At 69.4% G+C, this 15,417-nt stretch carries 17 protein-coding genes; 16 read left to right on the forward strand and 1 reads right to left on the reverse strand.

Annotation, left to right across the window (positions count from 1 at the left end; all coding sequences use genetic code 11):
• Nucleotides 1-100 precede the first annotated feature (100 nt).
• The 12 genes from ACFQ87_RS16995 to ACFQ87_RS17050 all read left to right on the forward strand — a co-directional run bounded on the left by ACFQ87_RS16995 (nucleotide 101) and on the right by ACFQ87_RS17050 (nucleotide 10,913).
• Nucleotides 101-1,381, forward strand: a complete 1,281-nt coding sequence (locus ACFQ87_RS16995) for an MraY family glycosyltransferase (protein ID WP_380611551.1) — start codon at nucleotides 101-103, stop codon at nucleotides 1,379-1,381.
• 366 nt (nucleotides 1,382-1,747) lie between these two features.
• Complete coding sequence (locus ACFQ87_RS17000; protein WP_380611552.1) at nucleotides 1,748-2,113, forward strand: hypothetical protein; 366 nt, start codon at nucleotides 1,748-1,750, stop codon at nucleotides 2,111-2,113.
• A 301-nt stretch (nucleotides 2,114-2,414) separates the two neighbouring features.
• Entirely contained in the window at nucleotides 2,415-3,230 is an 816-nt protein-coding gene (gene atpB, locus ACFQ87_RS17005; RefSeq protein WP_380611606.1) for a F0F1 ATP synthase subunit A, read from the forward strand.
• A 109-nt stretch (nucleotides 3,231-3,339) separates the two neighbouring features.
• Entirely contained in the window at nucleotides 3,340-3,570 is a 231-nt protein-coding gene (gene atpE, locus ACFQ87_RS17010; RefSeq protein WP_380611553.1) for an ATP synthase F0 subunit C, read from the forward strand.
• Between the two features lie 35 nt (nucleotides 3,571-3,605).
• Nucleotides 3,606-4,163, forward strand: coding sequence for a F0F1 ATP synthase subunit B (locus ACFQ87_RS17015; RefSeq protein WP_380611554.1), 558 nt, complete (start codon nucleotides 3,606-3,608; stop codon nucleotides 4,161-4,163).
• Complete coding sequence (locus ACFQ87_RS17020; protein WP_380611555.1) at nucleotides 4,160-4,975, forward strand: F0F1 ATP synthase subunit delta; 816 nt, start codon at nucleotides 4,160-4,162, stop codon at nucleotides 4,973-4,975. The genes ACFQ87_RS17015 and ACFQ87_RS17020 overlap by 4 nt, the downstream gene beginning before the upstream one ends.
• A gap of 156 nt (nucleotides 4,976-5,131) precedes the next feature.
• Nucleotides 5,132-6,706, forward strand: coding sequence for a F0F1 ATP synthase subunit alpha (gene atpA, locus ACFQ87_RS17025; RefSeq protein ID WP_380611556.1), 1,575 nt, complete (start codon nucleotides 5,132-5,134; stop codon nucleotides 6,704-6,706).
• Between the two features lie 32 nt (nucleotides 6,707-6,738).
• Complete coding sequence (locus ACFQ87_RS17030) at nucleotides 6,739-7,653, forward strand: F0F1 ATP synthase subunit gamma (RefSeq protein ID WP_380611557.1); 915 nt, start codon at nucleotides 6,739-6,741, stop codon at nucleotides 7,651-7,653.
• Nucleotides 7,654-7,655: 2 nt separating this feature from the next.
• A complete protein-coding gene (gene atpD / locus ACFQ87_RS17035; RefSeq protein ID WP_355252735.1) occupies nucleotides 7,656-9,101 on the forward strand; it encodes a F0F1 ATP synthase subunit beta in 1,446 nt (481 codons plus the stop codon).
• A 184-nt stretch (nucleotides 9,102-9,285) separates the two neighbouring features.
• Nucleotides 9,286-9,669, forward strand: coding sequence for a F0F1 ATP synthase subunit epsilon (locus tag ACFQ87_RS17040; RefSeq protein ID WP_316526266.1), 384 nt, complete (start codon nucleotides 9,286-9,288; stop codon nucleotides 9,667-9,669).
• Between the two features lie 148 nt (nucleotides 9,670-9,817).
• A complete protein-coding gene (locus tag ACFQ87_RS17045; RefSeq protein ID WP_030057523.1) occupies nucleotides 9,818-10,318 on the forward strand; it encodes a DUF2550 domain-containing protein in 501 nt (166 codons plus the stop codon).
• Between the two features lie 22 nt (nucleotides 10,319-10,340).
• The gene (locus ACFQ87_RS17050) at nucleotides 10,341-10,913 is read left to right on the forward strand and encodes a cob(I)yrinic acid a,c-diamide adenosyltransferase (RefSeq protein ID WP_380611558.1); all 573 of its coding nucleotides are present in this window, start codon (nucleotides 10,341-10,343) and stop codon (nucleotides 10,911-10,913) included.
• On the opposite strand, the gene ACFQ87_RS17055 is transcribed toward ACFQ87_RS17050, so the two are convergent.
• Nucleotides 10,910-11,503, reverse strand: coding sequence for a hypothetical protein (locus ACFQ87_RS17055; protein WP_380611559.1), 594 nt, complete (start codon nucleotides 11,501-11,503; stop codon nucleotides 10,910-10,912). The genes ACFQ87_RS17050 and ACFQ87_RS17055 overlap by 4 nt on opposite strands.
• A 157-nt stretch (nucleotides 11,504-11,660) precedes the next feature.
• On the opposite strand from ACFQ87_RS17055, the gene ACFQ87_RS17060 reads away from it, so the two are divergent.
• From ACFQ87_RS17060 to ACFQ87_RS17075, 4 genes are all read left to right on the forward strand, one after another.
• Complete coding sequence (locus ACFQ87_RS17060; protein ID WP_380611560.1) at nucleotides 11,661-12,863, forward strand: sensor histidine kinase; 1,203 nt, start codon at nucleotides 11,661-11,663, stop codon at nucleotides 12,861-12,863.
• Nucleotides 12,860-13,510, forward strand: a complete 651-nt coding sequence (locus ACFQ87_RS17065; protein ID WP_380611561.1) for a response regulator — start codon at nucleotides 12,860-12,862, stop codon at nucleotides 13,508-13,510. Before ACFQ87_RS17060 ends, ACFQ87_RS17065 begins: the two co-directional genes overlap by 4 nt.
• 206 nt (nucleotides 13,511-13,716) lie before the next feature.
• Nucleotides 13,717-14,586 carry a 3-hydroxyacyl-CoA dehydrogenase family protein gene (locus ACFQ87_RS17070; RefSeq protein WP_380611562.1) on the forward strand — a complete coding sequence of 290 codons (870 nt, stop codon included), beginning with the start codon at nucleotides 13,717-13,719 and terminating at the stop codon, nucleotides 14,584-14,586.
• Nucleotides 14,587-14,968: 382 nt separating this feature from the next.
• A complete protein-coding gene (locus ACFQ87_RS17075) occupies nucleotides 14,969-15,286 on the forward strand; it encodes an STAS domain-containing protein (protein ID WP_380611563.1) in 318 nt (105 codons plus the stop codon).
• The last annotated feature ends 131 nt before the right edge of the window (nucleotides 15,287-15,417 follow it).

Raw genomic sequence — 15,417 nt, forward strand, 5'->3', positions numbered from 1 at the left:
CTCAATAAGGTGTGTGCCGTGGCGACGCACCTCGAACCCCGGGACGGCAGGGGAGTACCTTCGGTACCTCCCCGTTCGACAGTGATGCAGGAGGCCAGTGGTGCGTGAGTATCTGCTGGTGCTGTTCTGCACCGCCGCCGTCACCTACCTGCTGACCGGCCCGGTCCGGAAGTTCGCCATCGCGGCCGGCGCGATGCCTCCGGTCCGCGCCCGTGACGTGCACCGCGAGCCCACCCCGCGCCTCGGCGGCATCGCCATGTTCGGCGGGCTGTGCGCGGGCATCCTGGTCGCCTCGCAGCTGGACAACCTGAGCAAGGTGTTCTCCCAGGGCAGCGACATCCGCGCGCTGCTGTCCGGCGCCGGGATCATGTGGCTGCTGGGCGTGCTCGACGACAAGTGGGGCGTGGACGCGCTGGTGAAGCTCGGCGGCCAGATGATCGCCGCCGGTGTGATGGTCTGGCAGGGCGTCACGGTGATCACCCTTCCGGTGCCCGGGGTGGGCGCGGTCGCGGTGAGCCCGACCCAGGGCATGGTCATCTCGGTCACCCTGGTCGTCGTCATGGTCAACGCGGTGAACTTCATCGACGGTCTGGACGGCCTGGCGGGCGGCATGGTCTGCATCGCCGCGATGGCGTTCTTCCTGTACAGCTACCGGCTCTGGTACGGCTACGCGATCACCGACGCGGCCCCCGCCGTGCTGTTCAGCGTGCTGCTGATCGGCATGTGCCTGGGCTTCCTGGCGCACAACATGCACCCCGCCCGGATCTTCATGGGCGACTCCGGCTCGATGATGCTGGGTCTGATGCTGGCCGTCGCCGCGATCTCGATCACCGGCCGGGTCGACCCGGACCTGATCAACAACGAGACCGGTTCGCAGACCGCCACCGTGCACGCCCTGGTGCCGATCTACATCCCGCTGCTGCTGCCGCTGACGGTCATCGCGCTGCCGCTGGCCGACCTGCTGCTCGCGGTGGTGCGCCGCACCTGGGCCGGTCAGTCCCCGTTCGCCGCCGACAAGCGCCACCTGCACCACCGACTGCTCCAGGTCGGGCACTCGCACAGCCGCGCCGTACTGATCATGTACTTCTGGGCCGCGCTGATCGCCTTCGGCACGGTGGCGTTCTCGGTGACCAACACCGGCCGCACCGTGGTGCTGACCCTCGCCGGGCTCTGCCTGGTCGGCCTGGTGGTGCTGCTGACCCCGCGGTTCCGGCCGCGCGCCCCGCGGGCGGTGCAGTCCTTCGTCCCGCCGCGGTACCGGCGGCAGTCCTCCGCTCCGATGGCTGAACTGTCGGCGAAGGACAAGCAACTTCTGGGTGAAGCCGGCCGGGGCTCCTCCGCACCCTCCGACCACGACAAGGCCACCGGCCGTCGCCAGTAGGTGGGTTGACGTTCCGTCAAATAGCCTCACCCGTACGGCGGATTCGCTGCGCCGCCGGTGTGACAGGAGCCACACGTTCATGGTAAAGCTCTCATCAAATAGTTTGTGATACCGTTCACGAGTACCGAGAACACGCCGAAAGACCTGACAGGTGGAGGACTTCCGTCCCTGGTTGGTCTCCCTCGACGGGCCCGCCGCTCACGCGGGCGGCCCGGCGGCGGCCCGCTCGGTCCGGTATCACCCGCCACCGTCTGTGCCCGTCCCCCGCCACATCGACATGCCGCCGGAGCTGCCGACATGCCGTCCACCGACGCCCGGATCATCCGTGGCGCCGCAATCCCTACTGCGTGCGCCGGAATCGCCGCGATGGCGATCTCGACTGCGGTCGTAGGAGTCAAGGGGTTGTACGGCGCGCTGTTCGCAGTCCTGCTGGTGATCGCCTTCTTCAGTGTCGGCCAGGCCGCCGTTGATCGTCTGAGCAGAGGAAATCCCCAGCTCCTGATGCCGGTGGCCATGTCGGTCTACATGGGTCAGATCCTGCTGGTGGGGATCGTGCTGGCGGTCTTCAACGGGACGACCGCCTTCGACACCAAGGTCTTCGGACTCACCGTGTTGGGATGCACGTTGGTCTGGACGATCGCGGTGGTCCGCATCGGGATGAAGGCCAAGATCTTCTACGTGGAGACCGGCTCCTCCTCCGACAAGGGGGACCCTCCGGAGCGTCAACCGTGACGCTGTCGCCTCCCCTCTTCGAGGAGGGGGTGGTGTCTGCTGCCCGGTCGACGGACTGCTATCGTCCGGGGCAGCCACGGGGTGTGGCATGCGGCTGGATCGTTCCGCTGGTCGGACGGATGGCGCTCCAGACCCCACCCGTCTCCGCACCGCCGGCCGTGCAGGGGCCGCGCGCTTCGGCGCCGCCCCGCCCTCACCGGCTCGCGAGACAAGAATCCAGTCAAAGTGCCGCACCGTGGCCGAGGGCCGCGCCGACACACCGAGGTTGCCGTAACTATGTGTCACGACGAAGGAGTCCGTGGTGAGTGCTGACAGGCTCACGCAGCTTGCCTCTGAGGCCGACTGCCACCTGTTCTCCGGCTGCGGCTTCCCGGCGCCCGGCCTGAACGATTTCCAGTTCAAGCCGATCTTGACGATCGGCAGCGTCGAGTTCAACAAGCCGATGCTGCTGTCGATGATCGTCGCACTGCTGGTGATCGGCTTCTTCGGGGCTGCTTTCGCCAAGCCGAAGCTCGTGCCGGGCAAGCTGCAGCTGGTCGCCGAGATCGGTTACGAGTTCGTCAAGCGAAGCATCGTGCTCGACTCCATCGGCAAGCGGGGACAGAAGTACGTCCCGATGATGGTGTCGTTCTTCTTCTTCATCTGGGTGCTGAACGTGATGTCGATCATCCCGTTCGTTCAGTTCCCGGCCGCCTCCGCCATCGGCTTCCCTGCCGGCCTGGCCTTGGTCGTCTGGGTCACCTACATGACGCTGACGTTCAAGAAGCACGGCTTCGTCGGTGGTCTCAGGAACCTCTGCTGGCCGTCGGGCGTGCCCGGCTGGGTCATGTTCATCCTGGTGCCGATCGAGTTCGTCTCGAACATCTTCCTGCGGCCCTTCACCCTCGCGGTGCGACTCTTCGCGAACATGTTCGCCGGTCACCTGCTGATCGTGATGTTCTCGGTCGCCTCCTGGTACCTGCTCACTCCGACCATCGGTGCGCTGTACTCCGGCGCCTCGTTCACCGTGGCGGTCGGCCTGACGGCCTTCGAGCTGCTGATCCAGTTCCTGCAGGCGTACATCTTCGTTCTTCTCGCCAGCACCTACATCGGCGGAGCGCTCGAAGAAGCGCACTGACGCCGAACCGGCGCCGTACCGTCGGCGCCGGCCCGCGCGGGCAATCTCCCGACCAAGACTCCCGGTGGCCAACCACCACCGGTCCCACCACGCATAAGGACAGATTGAGATGCAGAACCTCGCTGAGGTCTCCGGTTCCGTCGCCTCCCTGGGCTACGGCCTCGCCGCCATCGGCCCCGGCATCGGCCTGGGCCTCATCTTCGGTAACGCCGTCCAGGCCATGGCCCGCCAGCCCGAGGCTGCCGGCCTGGTCCGCACCAACATGTTCATCGGTCTGGCCGTGACCGAGGCGCTCGCGCTGATCGGCATCGTCATGCCGTTCGTCTTCGGCACCAAGTGACCCTGCGCTAGTCGCTTCCGACGAAAGGTCCAGATATGTCGCTCGCGTTCATCGCGGCAGAGGGGGAGAAGATGAACCCCCTCATCCCCGCGTGGCCCGAGGTCATCGTCGGCCTGCTCTGCTTCTTCATCGTCTTCGGTCTGCTCGGCAAGAAGCTCCTCCCCAGCATCGAGAAGGTGCTGGCGGAGCGCCGGGACGCCATCGAAGGCGGCATGGAGCGCGCCGAGGCCGCTCAGGCCGAGGCCCAGGCCCTGCTTGAGCAGTACCGGGCCGAGCTCGCCGAGGCCCGTCACGAGGCTGCCCGCATCGTCGAGCAGGCTCGCGAGCAGGGTGCCGCCCAGCTCGCCGAGATGCGCGAGGAGGGCCAGCGTCAGCGCGAGGCCATCGTCGCCGCCGGCCACGCCCAGATCGAGGCCGACAAGAAGCAGGCGACTGCCGCCCTGCGTCAGGACGTGGGTTCGCTGGCCACCCAGCTGGCTTCCCGCATCGTCGGCGAGTCCCTTGAGGACAGCGCCCGGCAGAGCGGCGTGATCGACCGCTTCCTGGACGAGCTGGAGGCCAAGGCCGCCGTTGCTCAGGGTGCGGCCAAGTGATCGGCGCCAGCCGCGAGGCTCTTGCCGCCGGTCGGCAGAACCTGGAGAGCCTGACCGACTCCACCTCGGTGGACGCGGCCAAGCTCGCCGAGGAGCTCACCGCCGTCACGGCCGTACTGGACCGCGAGGTCTCGCTGCGCCGCGTCCTGACCGACCCGTCCCGGTCGGGCCAGGACAAGGCCCAGCTGGTCACCTCGCTGCTGACCGGTCAGGTCTCCGGCGAGGCCGTCGACCTGGTCTCCGGTCTGGTCCGCTCCCGCTGGTCGGGCTCGCGTGACCTGGTGGACGCGGCCGAGGAGCTCGCCGCGTACGCCGAGATCATCGCCGCGGACAAGGCCGGCGTCCTGGACGACGTCGAGGACGAGCTGTTCCGCTTCGGCCGGGTGGTGAGCGGCTCGCACGAGCTTCGCGCCGCGCTGACCGAGCCGAAGGCCGGCGCCGTCGCCAAGGCCGAGCTGATCAAGAAGCTGCTCGGCGGCCGCGCCAACGCCGGTACCGTCCGGCTGGTCACCGCCCTCGTCAACGCGCCGCGTGGCCGTAGCCTGGAGCAGGGCCTCGAGTCCTACTCGAAGCTCGCCGCCGCGCGCCGCGGCCGCGTGGTGGCCCTGGTCACCAGTGCGGTGCCGCTGTCGGACAGCCAGAAGGAGCGCCTGTCCGGTGCTCTGGGCCGGATGTACGGCCGCCAGGTCCACCTGAACATCGACATCGACCCCGAGGTCGTCGGCGGTGTCCGGGTGCAGATCGGCGACGAGATCATCGACGGCGCCGTGTCGAGCCGCCTCGAAGGCGCTCGTCAGTCGCTCGAAGGCTGAGCACCCAAGCAGCACATCCGACCCTCGGTCGGGAAACCGGTTCCCCAAGGAGCTGGTAAATCGTACGGCCGGTTCATACGACCCGGCCGAGAGTCGAGCACTTGCGGCCCTCAATGGCGGGCCGAGGATCGCAAACTAGGAGAGCAGGGAAGCCTGATGGCGGAGCTTACGATCCGTCCGGAGGAGATCCGGGACGCGCTGGCCGACTTTGTCCAGTCGTACCAGCCGGACGCCGCCTCTGTGGAAGAGGTCGGCACGGTCACTGACGCGGCGGACGGTATCGCGCATGTCGAGGGCCTGCCCTCGGTCATGGCGAACGAGCTGCTCAAGTTCGAGGACGGCACGCTCGGCCTCGCGCTGAACCTCGACACCCGCGAGATCGGTGTCGTCGTCCTGGGTGAGTTCGGCGGTATCGAAGAGGGCCAGACCGTGCGCCGCACCGGCGAGGTCCTCTCGGTCCCCGTCGGCGACGGCTACCTCGGCCGCGTCGTGGACCCGCTGGGCAACCCGATCGACGGCCTGGGCGAGATCGCGGCCAGCGGCCGCCGCGCCCTGGAGCTGCAGGCCCCCGGCGTCATGGCCCGCAAGTCGGTCAAGCAGCCGCTGCAGACCGGCATCAAGGCCATCGACGCGATGACCCCGATCGGCCGCGGCCAGCGCCAGCTGATCATCGGTGACCGCCAGACCGGCAAGACCGCGGTGGCCGTCGACACGATCATCAACCAGCGCGACAACTGGCGCTCGGGCGACCCGGAGAAGCAGGTCCGCTGCATCTACGTCGCCGTGGGCCAGAAGGGCTCCACCATCGCGTCCGTCCGCGGCGCCCTGGAGGAGGCCGGCGCGCTGGAGTACACCACCATCGTGGCCGCTCCCGCCTCCGACCCGGCCGGCTTCAAGTACCTCGCCCCGTACACCGGTTCGGCCATCGGCCAGGAGTGGATGTACGACGGCAAGCATGTCCTGATCATCTTCGACGACCTGTCGAAGCAGGCCGAGGCCTACCGCTCGGTCTCCCTGCTGCTGCGCCGCCCGCCGGGCCGCGAGGCCTACCCGGGTGACGTCTTCTACCTGCACTCCCGCCTGCTGGAGCGCTGCGCCAAGCTGAACGACGCCCTGGGCGGCGGCTCGATGACCGGTCTGCCGATCATCGAGACCAAGGCCAACGACGTCTCGGCGTACATCCCGACCAACGTCATCTCCATCACCGACGGCCAGTGCTTCCTGGAGTCCGACCTGTTCAACGCCGGCATCCGCCCGGCCGTGAACGTCGGTATCTCGGTCTCCCGCGTCGGTGGCTCCGCCCAGATCAAGGCCATGCGCTCGGTCGCCGGCCGTCTGCGTCTGGACCTCGCCCAGTACCGTGAGCTGGAGGCCTTCGCCGCCTTCGGTTCCGACCTGGACGCGGCCTCCAAGGCCCAGCTGGAGCGCGGTGCGCGCATGGTCGAGCTGCTGAAGCAGGGCCAGTACCAGCCGTTCCCGGTCGAGGAGCAGGTCGTCTCCATCTGGGCCGGCACCACCGGCAAGATGGACGACGTCCCGGTCGCCGAGATCCGCCGCTTCGAGCGCGAGTTCCTGGACCACGTGCGCCTGCAGCACAAGGACCTGCTCGCCGGCATCGTCGAGACCGGCCTGCTCGCCGACGGCACCGTCGACGCGCTGACCACCGCGATCGAGGCCTTCAAGCAGGGGTACCAGACCGCTGACGGCAAGCTGCTCTCCGAGCAGGCCTGAGTCCGGTAACGAGGGAAAGGACGTAACGACCCATGGGAGCACAGCTTCGGGTCTACAAGCGCCGGATCCGCTCTGTCACCGCGACGAAGAAGATCACCAAGGCGATGGAGATGATCTCCGCGTCGCGCATCGTCAAGGCGCAGCGCGCGGTGGCCGCCTCCACTCCGTACGCCGATGAGCTCACCCGGGCGGTGACGGCGGTGGCCACCCGGTCCAACGCCAAGCACCCGCTCACCACCGAGAACCCGGACGCCAAGCGCGTCGCCGTCCTGCTGATCACGGCGGACCGCGGCCTGGCGGGCGGTTACTCGACCAACGCCATCAAGGCGGCGCAGACGCTCACCGAGCGCCTGCGCGGCGAGGGCAAGGACGTGGTGACGTACATCATCGGTCGCAAGGGTGTCTCGTACTACACGTTCCGCGGTCTGACGATCACGGACTCGTGGACGGGATTCTCGGACAAGCCGACCTACGGTGACGCGAAGACCGTGGCGGCCGACCTGATCGAGGCCTTCACGGCCGAGACCGGCGGTGTGGACGAGCTCCACCTGATCTCGACCGAGTTCGTGTCCATGCTGACGCAGAACGCGGTGGAGGCGCGGCTGCTGCCGCTGAAGCTGGACGAGGTCCAGCTCGGCGACCAGTCGTCGGCCAAGCCGGAGATCTTCCCGCTGTACGACTTCGAGCCGTCGGCGGAGGGCGTCCTGGACGCGCTCCTGCCGCGGTACGTCGAGAGCCGGATCTACAACGCGATGCTGCAGTCGGCCGCTTCCGAGCACGCCGCCCGCCGCCGCGCGATGAAGAGCGCGACGGACAACGCCGGCGAGCTCATCAAGTCGCTCACGCGGCTTGCCAACTCGGCCCGCCAGGCCGAGATCACCCAGGAAATCAGCGAGATCGTCGGTGGCGCCAACGCGCTCGCTGACGCGAGCCGCGGGAGCGAATGAGTATGACCACCACTGTTGAGCCGACCACGGCGACGGGCCGCGTCGCGCGGGTCATCGGCCCGGTCGTCGACGTGGAGTTCCCCGTCGACGCGATTCCGGACATGTACAACGCCCTGCACGTCGAGGTGGACAACCCCGACGGCACCGGCAAGAAGACCCTGACCCTCGAGGTCGCCCAGCACCTCGGCGACGGCATGGTCCGCGGCATCTCGATGCAGCCGACCGACGGCCTGGTCCGTGGTTCGCAGGTCACCGACACCGGTGCGGCCATCTCCGTGCCGGTCGGCCAGATCACCAAGGGCAAGGTCTTCAACGCCCTCGGCGACGTGCTGAACGTGGATCAGGCGGAGTTCGACAAGCAGGTCGAGGTCCGCTGGCCGATCCACCGCAAGGCCCCGGAGTTCAAGGACCTCGAGTCCAAGACCGAGATGTTCGAGACCGGCATCAAGGTCATCGACCTCCTCACCCCGTACGTCCAGGGTGGCAAGATCGGTCTGTTCGGTGGTGCCGGTGTCGGCAAGACCGTTCTGATCCAGGAGATGATCTACCGCGTCGCCGAGAACTTCGGTGGTGTGTCGGTGTTCGCCGGTGTCGGCGAGCGCACCCGTGAGGGCAACGACCTCATCGACGAGATGGTCGACTCGGGCGTTCTGGACAAGACCGCGCTGGTCTTCGGCCAGATGGACGAGCCGCCGGGCACCCGTCTGCGGGTCGCGCTGTCCGCGCTGACCATGGCGGAGTACTTCCGTGACGTCGAGAAGCAGGACGTGCTCCTCTTCATCGACAACATCTTCCGGTTCACCCAGGCCGGTTCCGAGGTGTCGACCCTGCTCGGCCGCATGCCCTCCGCGGTGGGCTACCAGCCGAACCTGGCCGACGAGATGGGCCTCCTGCAGGAGCGCATCACCTCGACCCGCGGTCACTCGATCACCTCGATGCAGGCGATCTACGTCCCCGCGGACGACCTGACCGACCCGGCCCCGGCCACCACCTTCGCCCACCTGGACGCGACCACCGTTCTGTCGCGCCCGATCTCGGAGAAGGGCATCTACCCGGCCGTCGACCCGCTGGACTCCACGTCCCGCATCCTCGACCCGCGGTACATCGCGCAGACCCACTACGACACGGCCGTCCGTATCAAGGGGATCCTGCAGAAGTACAAGGACCTCCAGGACATCATCGCGATCCTCGGTATCGACGAGCTGTCCGAAGAGGACAAGATCACGGTGCACCGTGCGCGTCGCATCGAGCGCTTCCTCTCGCAGAACACCTACGTGGCGAAGCAGTTCACCGGTGTCGAGGGCTCGACCGTGCCGCTGTCGGAGACCATCGAGGCCTTCAACGCGATCGCGGACGGCAAGTACGACTCCGTCCCGGAGCAGGCCTTCTTCATGTGCGGTGGCATCGAGGACCTCGAGAAGAACGCCGCCGAGCTGGCGAAGAAGTAATCGCGGCCGGTAGCAGCTGAGTGACCGTGAGGGGTGGCCCCCGAGCCTGGGGTCCACCCCTCGCGTCGCATCGGCTGTGATTCCGGTCAAATCCGTGCCGCCGGTTTCATGCCGGGGGCGCGGGGCCGTTATTCTTACCGAAACTCCCGAGTAATCGGGCGTTGCATGAGCCTAGGAGCCCACGTTGGCTGAGCTGCACGTCGAGCTGGTCGCAGCCGACCGCAAGGTGTGGTCCGGTGCGGCCACCATCGTCGTCGCCCGTACGGCCTCCGGTGACACCGGCATCATGCCGGGCCACACCCCGGTGCTGAGCGTGCTGGAGACCGGCCCGGTCACCATCCGCACGGTGGACGGCGGGACCGTGATCGCCGCTGTGCACGGCGGCTTCATCTCCTTCGCCGACAACAAGCTGTCTCTGCTCGCGGAGATCGCCGAGCTGGCGGACGAGATCGACGTCGCGCGTGCCGAGCGCGCACTGGAGAAGGCCAAGTCGGACCTGGACGAGCACGCCGAGCGGCGCGCCGAGGTGCGTCTGTTCGCGGCGCGCGGCCTCAAGGTCCACGCCTGAGTGTGCCGGACCCCGGCTTAGCGGGGTCGACCGACGGTCCCGGGGACGCGCGAGCGTGACCCCGGGACTGTCGTCGTAGTTGGTAGGTCAGCGCGGTCGCTTCATACGACCGTAACGGGGAACGCGGGTAGCGAGGAGGTAGGTGAGCATGGTCCTCGCGCTTGTGGTGTGTGCGGCGGTCGTGGCGCTGGGAGTGATCGGCCTGATGGCCTTCGCCGTCCGCCGCCGCCTGATCCAGCGGGTCGGCGGCACGTTCGACTGCAGCTACCGGCTCAAAATGCCCGCCGACGCCTCGACGCAGCCCGACCTCGACGAGAACGGCAAACCCACCTCAGCCCCGGTCCCCCCGACCGACGGCAAGGGGTGGGTTTTTGGTATCGGCCGGTACAGCGGCGATTCGATCGAATGGTTCCGGGTCTTCTCGTACGCCCCGCGCCCGCGCAAGGTGCTGCCGCGCCGGGAGATCGAGGTGCTCGGCCGGCGCTACCCGGAGGGCCAGGAGGAGCTGGCGCTGCTCTCCGGCTCGGTGGTGCTGCGCTGCCTGCACAACGGGGCGCCGCTGGAGTTGGCGATGAGCGAGGACGCGCTCACCGGCTTCCTGGCCTGGCTGGAGGCCGCCCCGCCCGGCCAGAGGGTTAACGTCGCCTAACCCGTCGGGCTAGGGTGGCCGCATGGTCAATCTGACGCGCATCTACACCCGTACCGGGGACGACGGCACCACCGCGCTCGGCGACATGAGCAGGACCACCAAGACCGACCCGCGGCTGATGGCGTACGCCGACGCCAACGAGGCGAACGCGGCGATCGGGGTGGCGCTGGCGGCCGGTGCGCTGGCCGAGGACGTGGTGGCCGTGCTCACCCGGGTCCAGAACGACCTGTTCGACGTCGGCGCGGACCTGTCCACCCCCGTGGTCGAGGACCCGAAGTACCCGCCGCTGCGGGTGCTGCAGTCCTACATCGACCGGCTGGAGGGGGACTGCGACCACTACCTGGCCCAGGTGGAGAAGCTGCGCAGCTTCATCCTGCCCGGCGGCACGCCCGGCGCGGCCCACCTGCACCTGGCCTGCACGGTGGTGCGGCGGGCCGAGCGCTCCACCTGGGCGGCGATCGCGGAGTACGGGGACTCGGTCAACCCGCTGACCGCGAAGTACCTCAACCGGCTCTCCGACCTGCTGTTCATCCTGGCCCGGGTGGCCAACAAGGAGCGCGGCGACGTGCTCTGGGTGCCGGGGGAGAACCGCTAGCCCCGTTCGGCCGGGGTCTGCTCCACCACGACCCGGCCGTTCTCGACCCGCACGCCGGCCGGCGGCTCCTTGGGCCAGATCGAGTAGCAGCCGGCCACGATCACGTTCACGACTGCCGCGATGCCCAGCTTCCAGTACCACTGGCCGAAGGTGCCGAAGTGGGCGGAGCCCGCGGAGAGCGGGACGAGCAGGGTGATCAGGCCCAGGGTGATCACGGCGGACACGACGGTGCGGCCGGCCACCTGCCACTCGTACCTGGTCCGCTCCGGGCCGTACTTCGGCGAGGGCAGCGGCTTGGGGCCGCCGGCGAAGCGGTGCAGGAAATGCCGGTCGGCCCAGCGGACCAGCGAGGGGCCGTAGCCGACCGAGAAGCCGGCGTAGCTCGCGGCGAGGGCGTGCATCCAGCCCGCCTCGGCGCCCCCGCGCAGGTTGAGCACGGTGAGCGCGTACAGGGTGAGGTCCACCACCGGCAGGCCGATCAGCAGTGCGGTGCTGGTGCGGCGCCAGCGCAGCAGGTAGCGGGCGGAGAGCGCGAGGCCGAGCACGATCCACCAGGAGATCTCGGCCGCGACGATGAGGGTGACGATCACGTTCTGCTCCCGGTCGTATCGGCGTTGTCTCCAGCCTCGTGCGCGGGCGCGGTCGTGTCGTCGTCGCGCGGTGCCGTCCGGGGCTGCATCTTTCGATGTAGCGGCCTCCTCCGTGGACGGGAGCCGGTGCGGGGGCCGGGGATGGTGAGATGGGGGTGTGCTCGTACCGTCCGTCCCCCCGCGCCGGCTGGACCGGCTGATCGCCCTGGCCGGGCTGCTCGGCGGCGCGCTGCTGGTCGTCTTCAGGGTGTACGACCGGCCCGAGCGCAATCCGCTCTGGTTGGTGCTGCTGACGTTGGTGGTGACGGCCGGGCTGGAGCTGGTCCGGCGGACCCGGCCGGTGCTCGCGGTGACGGTGGGCGGGCTGGCCTGCGCGCTGTGCCTGCTCACCGGCAGTCTGCTGGCGACGCTGATCATGTACACCGATCTGCTGTACGCGGCGGTGGTCTACGGCACCCGGCGGATGTCGAAGGTGCTGCACCTGACCAACGGGTCCACCGTGCTGGTGCTCTCCGGCCTCGCGCTGTACTACGGGGGTACCTCGGCCGGGCTGCTGATCGTGGTGGTCAGCTCGCTGCTCTTCCTGGCGCCGGTGTGGACGGGCGACGTGGTGCGCAAGCACCGGCGGGAGGCGGAGACCGAGCGGCTGCGGGCCGAACAGACCGCGCTGCTCTCGGAGATGGACCGGCGCGAGGCGGTCGGCGCCGAACGGGCGAGGATGGCGCGGGAGTTGCACGACGTGGTGGCCAACCACCTGTCGGCGATCGCGATCCACGCCACCGGCGCGCAGTCGGTGGCCAGACGGCGACAACTGGCCGAGGACGATCCGCTGGTGGAGGTGCTGGCCGTGATCCGGGAGAACAGCGTCCAAGGATTGGCCGAAATGCGTCGCATGATCGGACTGCTCCGGGACAGCGGCGGGGGAGAGGCCGACGAGTCCTACGCGGCGCCCGACCTGGCCGCGGTGGACGCCCTGCTGACGAAGGCCCGTGCGGCCGGGCAGGACGTGGGGCTGGAGTTCGAGCTGACCGAGGACGGCGAGCGCGGCGCGGTCCCGGTGCCGGTCGGGTTGGCCGCGTACCGGATCGTCCAGGAGTCGCTGACCAACGTGCTCAAGCACGCCGGGCCCGGGCTGGTCACCCTGCGGCTGGAGTTCGGGCCCGAGGAGCTGCGGATCGCCGTCGACAGCCCGTACCGGGGCGGGCCGGGCCGCGAACTGCCGGGCGCCCGGGCGGGACTGGTGGGCATGGCGGAGCGGGCCGGGCTGCTCGGCGGCAGCTTCGAGGCCGGGCCGCGGGACGGTGGGTGGAGCGTGCGCGCGGTGCTGCCGCGCGGCGGGGAGAGCGAGGGACGGGCATGACGATCCGGGTGCTGGTGGCCGAGGACCAGGCGGCGGTACGGGCCGCGCTGGTGATGATCCTGCGGGCCGAGCCCGGGTTCGAGGTGGTCGGGCAGGCCGCCGACGGCGAGGAGGCCGTCCGGCTGGCGCTGGAGCTGCGGCCGGACGTGGTCCTGATGGACGTGCAGATGCCCCGGCTGGACGGCGTCTCGGCGACCCGGCAGGTGGTCGCCGCCGGGGCCGCCCAGGTGCTCGTGCTGACCACCTTCGACCTGGACGAGTACGTCTACGGCGCGCTGCGGGCCGGCGCGGCCGGGTTCCTGCTCAAGGACCTGGAGGCGGACACCCTGATCGAGGGCATCCGCACGGTGGCCCGCGGGGACGGCATGCTGGCGCCCTCGGTGACCAGGCGGCTGATCGGTGTCTTCGCCCGCCCGGAGCGGCAGGTCGGGCCCGAGGCGAGGGCGGCGGTGGCCGGGCTGACCGCCCGCGAGCGGGAGGTGCTGGCCTGCATCGGGGTGGGGCTGTCCAACGGGGAGATCGCGAGCCGGCTGGAGATGGCGGAGGCGACCACCAAGACCCACGTCAGCCGGATCCTGGCGAAGCTGCGGCTGCGCAGCCGGGTGCAGGCCGCGATCCTGGCCCAGGATCTCGGTCTGACCATCTGACCGTCTGAACCGTCTGAACCGTTTGACCGGCGTCCTGAGCGACTGACCAGGTCGGTTGCAGATCACACTCTCGATTGCTATTGCACGGGCGATTCGGGCACTAGAGTCCCGGAATTGAGCGATGCGGCTCTCTCGGGCGGCGACCCTTGCCCTGAGCCGCCTTAGGGCCCGCCCGCGAGGCGGCGACGGCATCGGGAGACCCAGCCATGAGCAATGCGTCCAGCAAGCAGATCGCCGTGATCGGTGCCGGCCTGATGGGCGCCGGCATCGCCCAGGTGTCCGCGCAGGCGGGCCACCCGGTGGTGCTGCGGGACGTCACCGAGGAGGCGCTGCAGCGCGGTCTCGCCGGCATCCGCGCCTCGTACGAGAAGTTCGTCGCCAAGGGCAAGCTGAGCGCCGAGGACGCCGAGGCCGCGCTGGGCCGGATCACCACCACCACCGACCTGGGGGCCGTCGCCGAGGCCGACATCGTGGTCGAGGCCGTGTTCGAGCAACTGGACGTCAAGGAGGCCGTCTTCCGCGAGCTGGACAGGCTCGCCAAGGACGGCGCCGTGCTGGCCTCCAACACCTCCGCCATCCCGATCACCCGGATCGCCGCCGCCACCGAGCGCCCGGAGTCGGTCGTCGGGGTGCACTTCTTCTCGCCGGTCCCGATGATGAAGCTGGTCGAGCTGGTCCGCGGCTACAAGACCAGCGACGAGACGCTGGCCGTCGCCCGCGCCTACGCCGAGGGCGTCGGCAAGGAGGTCGTGGTGGTCAACCGCGACGTGGCCGGCTTCATCACCACCCGCCTGATCACCGCGCTGGTCGTCGAGGCCGCCAAGCTGTACGAGTCGGGCGTGGCCACCGCCGAGGACATCGACACCGCCTGCCGGCTCGGCTTCGGCCACGCGATGGGCCCGTTGCAGACCGCCGACCTGACCGGCGTGGACATCCTGCTGCACGCCGCCCGCAACATCTACACCGAGACCCAGGACGAGAAGTTCGCCGCCCCGGAGATCATGGCCCGCATGGTCACCGCCGGCGACCTCGGCCGCAAGAGCGGCCGCGGCTTCTACCCGCACGAAGGCAAGTGAGCCGACAAGGCTGAACGACCTGGCGGGCCGTGCGATCGGAGCATCGTACGGCCCGCGGTGCCGGGGGGGTGAGTTTCCTCACGCCGGGTGCCGCAGACGGGTGATTTGGGCGGTAATCGAGCGTAAGTGTGGAGAGTTCCTGCGTATATTCCCTCGGGCGAGTGAAATTGCTTCAGATCAGGGCGGAAACCAGCAACCTGCGGCGTTGCTCCACCGTCAGATGAGGGAACCCGGCATTCCGACCGGGGCCGGGTGCGAGTCGAGCCGTCACCGGCGTTCCGCCCGGGAAGTCCCACCCCGATTCAGGGGCCACCCCGCTGCCGAGCCCGTCGCGGCCGGGGCGGGCCAACCCGACCAGGCCACCCAGGCGAAGGAGGAGAGCATGCGCATCACCGGCGACCACACGGCGCTGGCCATCGAAGGCCGCCTCGACGTGCGCACCGCCGCCGACGCGCGGGCCCGGCTGCACCAGGCCGTGGACGGCGGCCTCGGCGACCTCGTGCTCGACCTCGGTCGGCTGGAGTTCTGGGACGCCACCGGCCTCGGCGTGATCATGGGCACCCACCGGCGGGCCGGCCGGATCGGCCGCCGGCTCGTGCTGCGCTCCGTCCCCGCACAGCTCCAGCGGCTCCTGGTGGCGACCAAGCTGCACCGCATCCTGGCCGTCGACGGCGGTGTCGCCGAGGCGCACGTCCTCTAGCCGCCGCAGCTGCCCGTACCTTTCCCGCACCGGACCGCACTGCGCGGGCGGGCCCGGATGTGCGAGAGTCTGCCCGTCAGAAGACGGTCGCCCGGGGCCCGCCCGCGGCCGTGACCGAGACGTGTGCCGCC

It is taken from the genome of Kitasatospora sp. NPDC056531, from assembly GCF_042794375.1.
In the GTDB taxonomy this organism is placed as follows: domain Bacteria; phylum Actinomycetota; class Actinomycetes; order Streptomycetales; family Streptomycetaceae; genus Kitasatospora.

Coding starts and splice junctions, on each gene's coding strand:
- atpE (WP_380611553.1), top strand. CDS start 3,340: ATGCAGAACCTCGCTGAGGTCTCCGGTTCCGTCGCCTCCCTGGGCTAC.
- ACFQ87_RS17065 (WP_380611561.1), top strand. CDS start 12,860: ATGACGATCCGGGTGCTGGTGGCCGAGGACCAGGCGGCGGTACGGGCC.
- ACFQ87_RS17050 (WP_380611558.1), top strand. CDS start 10,341: ATGGTCAATCTGACGCGCATCTACACCCGTACCGGGGACGACGGCACC.
- ACFQ87_RS17075 (WP_380611563.1), top strand. CDS start 14,969: ATGCGCATCACCGGCGACCACACGGCGCTGGCCATCGAAGGCCGCCTC.
- ACFQ87_RS17015 (WP_380611554.1), top strand. CDS start 3,606: ATGTCGCTCGCGTTCATCGCGGCAGAGGGGGAGAAGATGAACCCCCTC.
- ACFQ87_RS17030 (WP_380611557.1), top strand. CDS start 6,739: ATGGGAGCACAGCTTCGGGTCTACAAGCGCCGGATCCGCTCTGTCACC.
- ACFQ87_RS17070 (WP_380611562.1), top strand. CDS start 13,717: ATGAGCAATGCGTCCAGCAAGCAGATCGCCGTGATCGGTGCCGGCCTG.
- atpD (WP_355252735.1), top strand. CDS start 7,656: ATGACCACCACTGTTGAGCCGACCACGGCGACGGGCCGCGTCGCGCGG.
- atpA (WP_380611556.1), top strand. CDS start 5,132: ATGGCGGAGCTTACGATCCGTCCGGAGGAGATCCGGGACGCGCTGGCC.
- ACFQ87_RS17000 (WP_380611552.1), top strand. CDS start 1,748: ATGGCGATCTCGACTGCGGTCGTAGGAGTCAAGGGGTTGTACGGCGCG.
- ACFQ87_RS17045 (WP_030057523.1), top strand. CDS start 9,818: ATGGTCCTCGCGCTTGTGGTGTGTGCGGCGGTCGTGGCGCTGGGAGTG.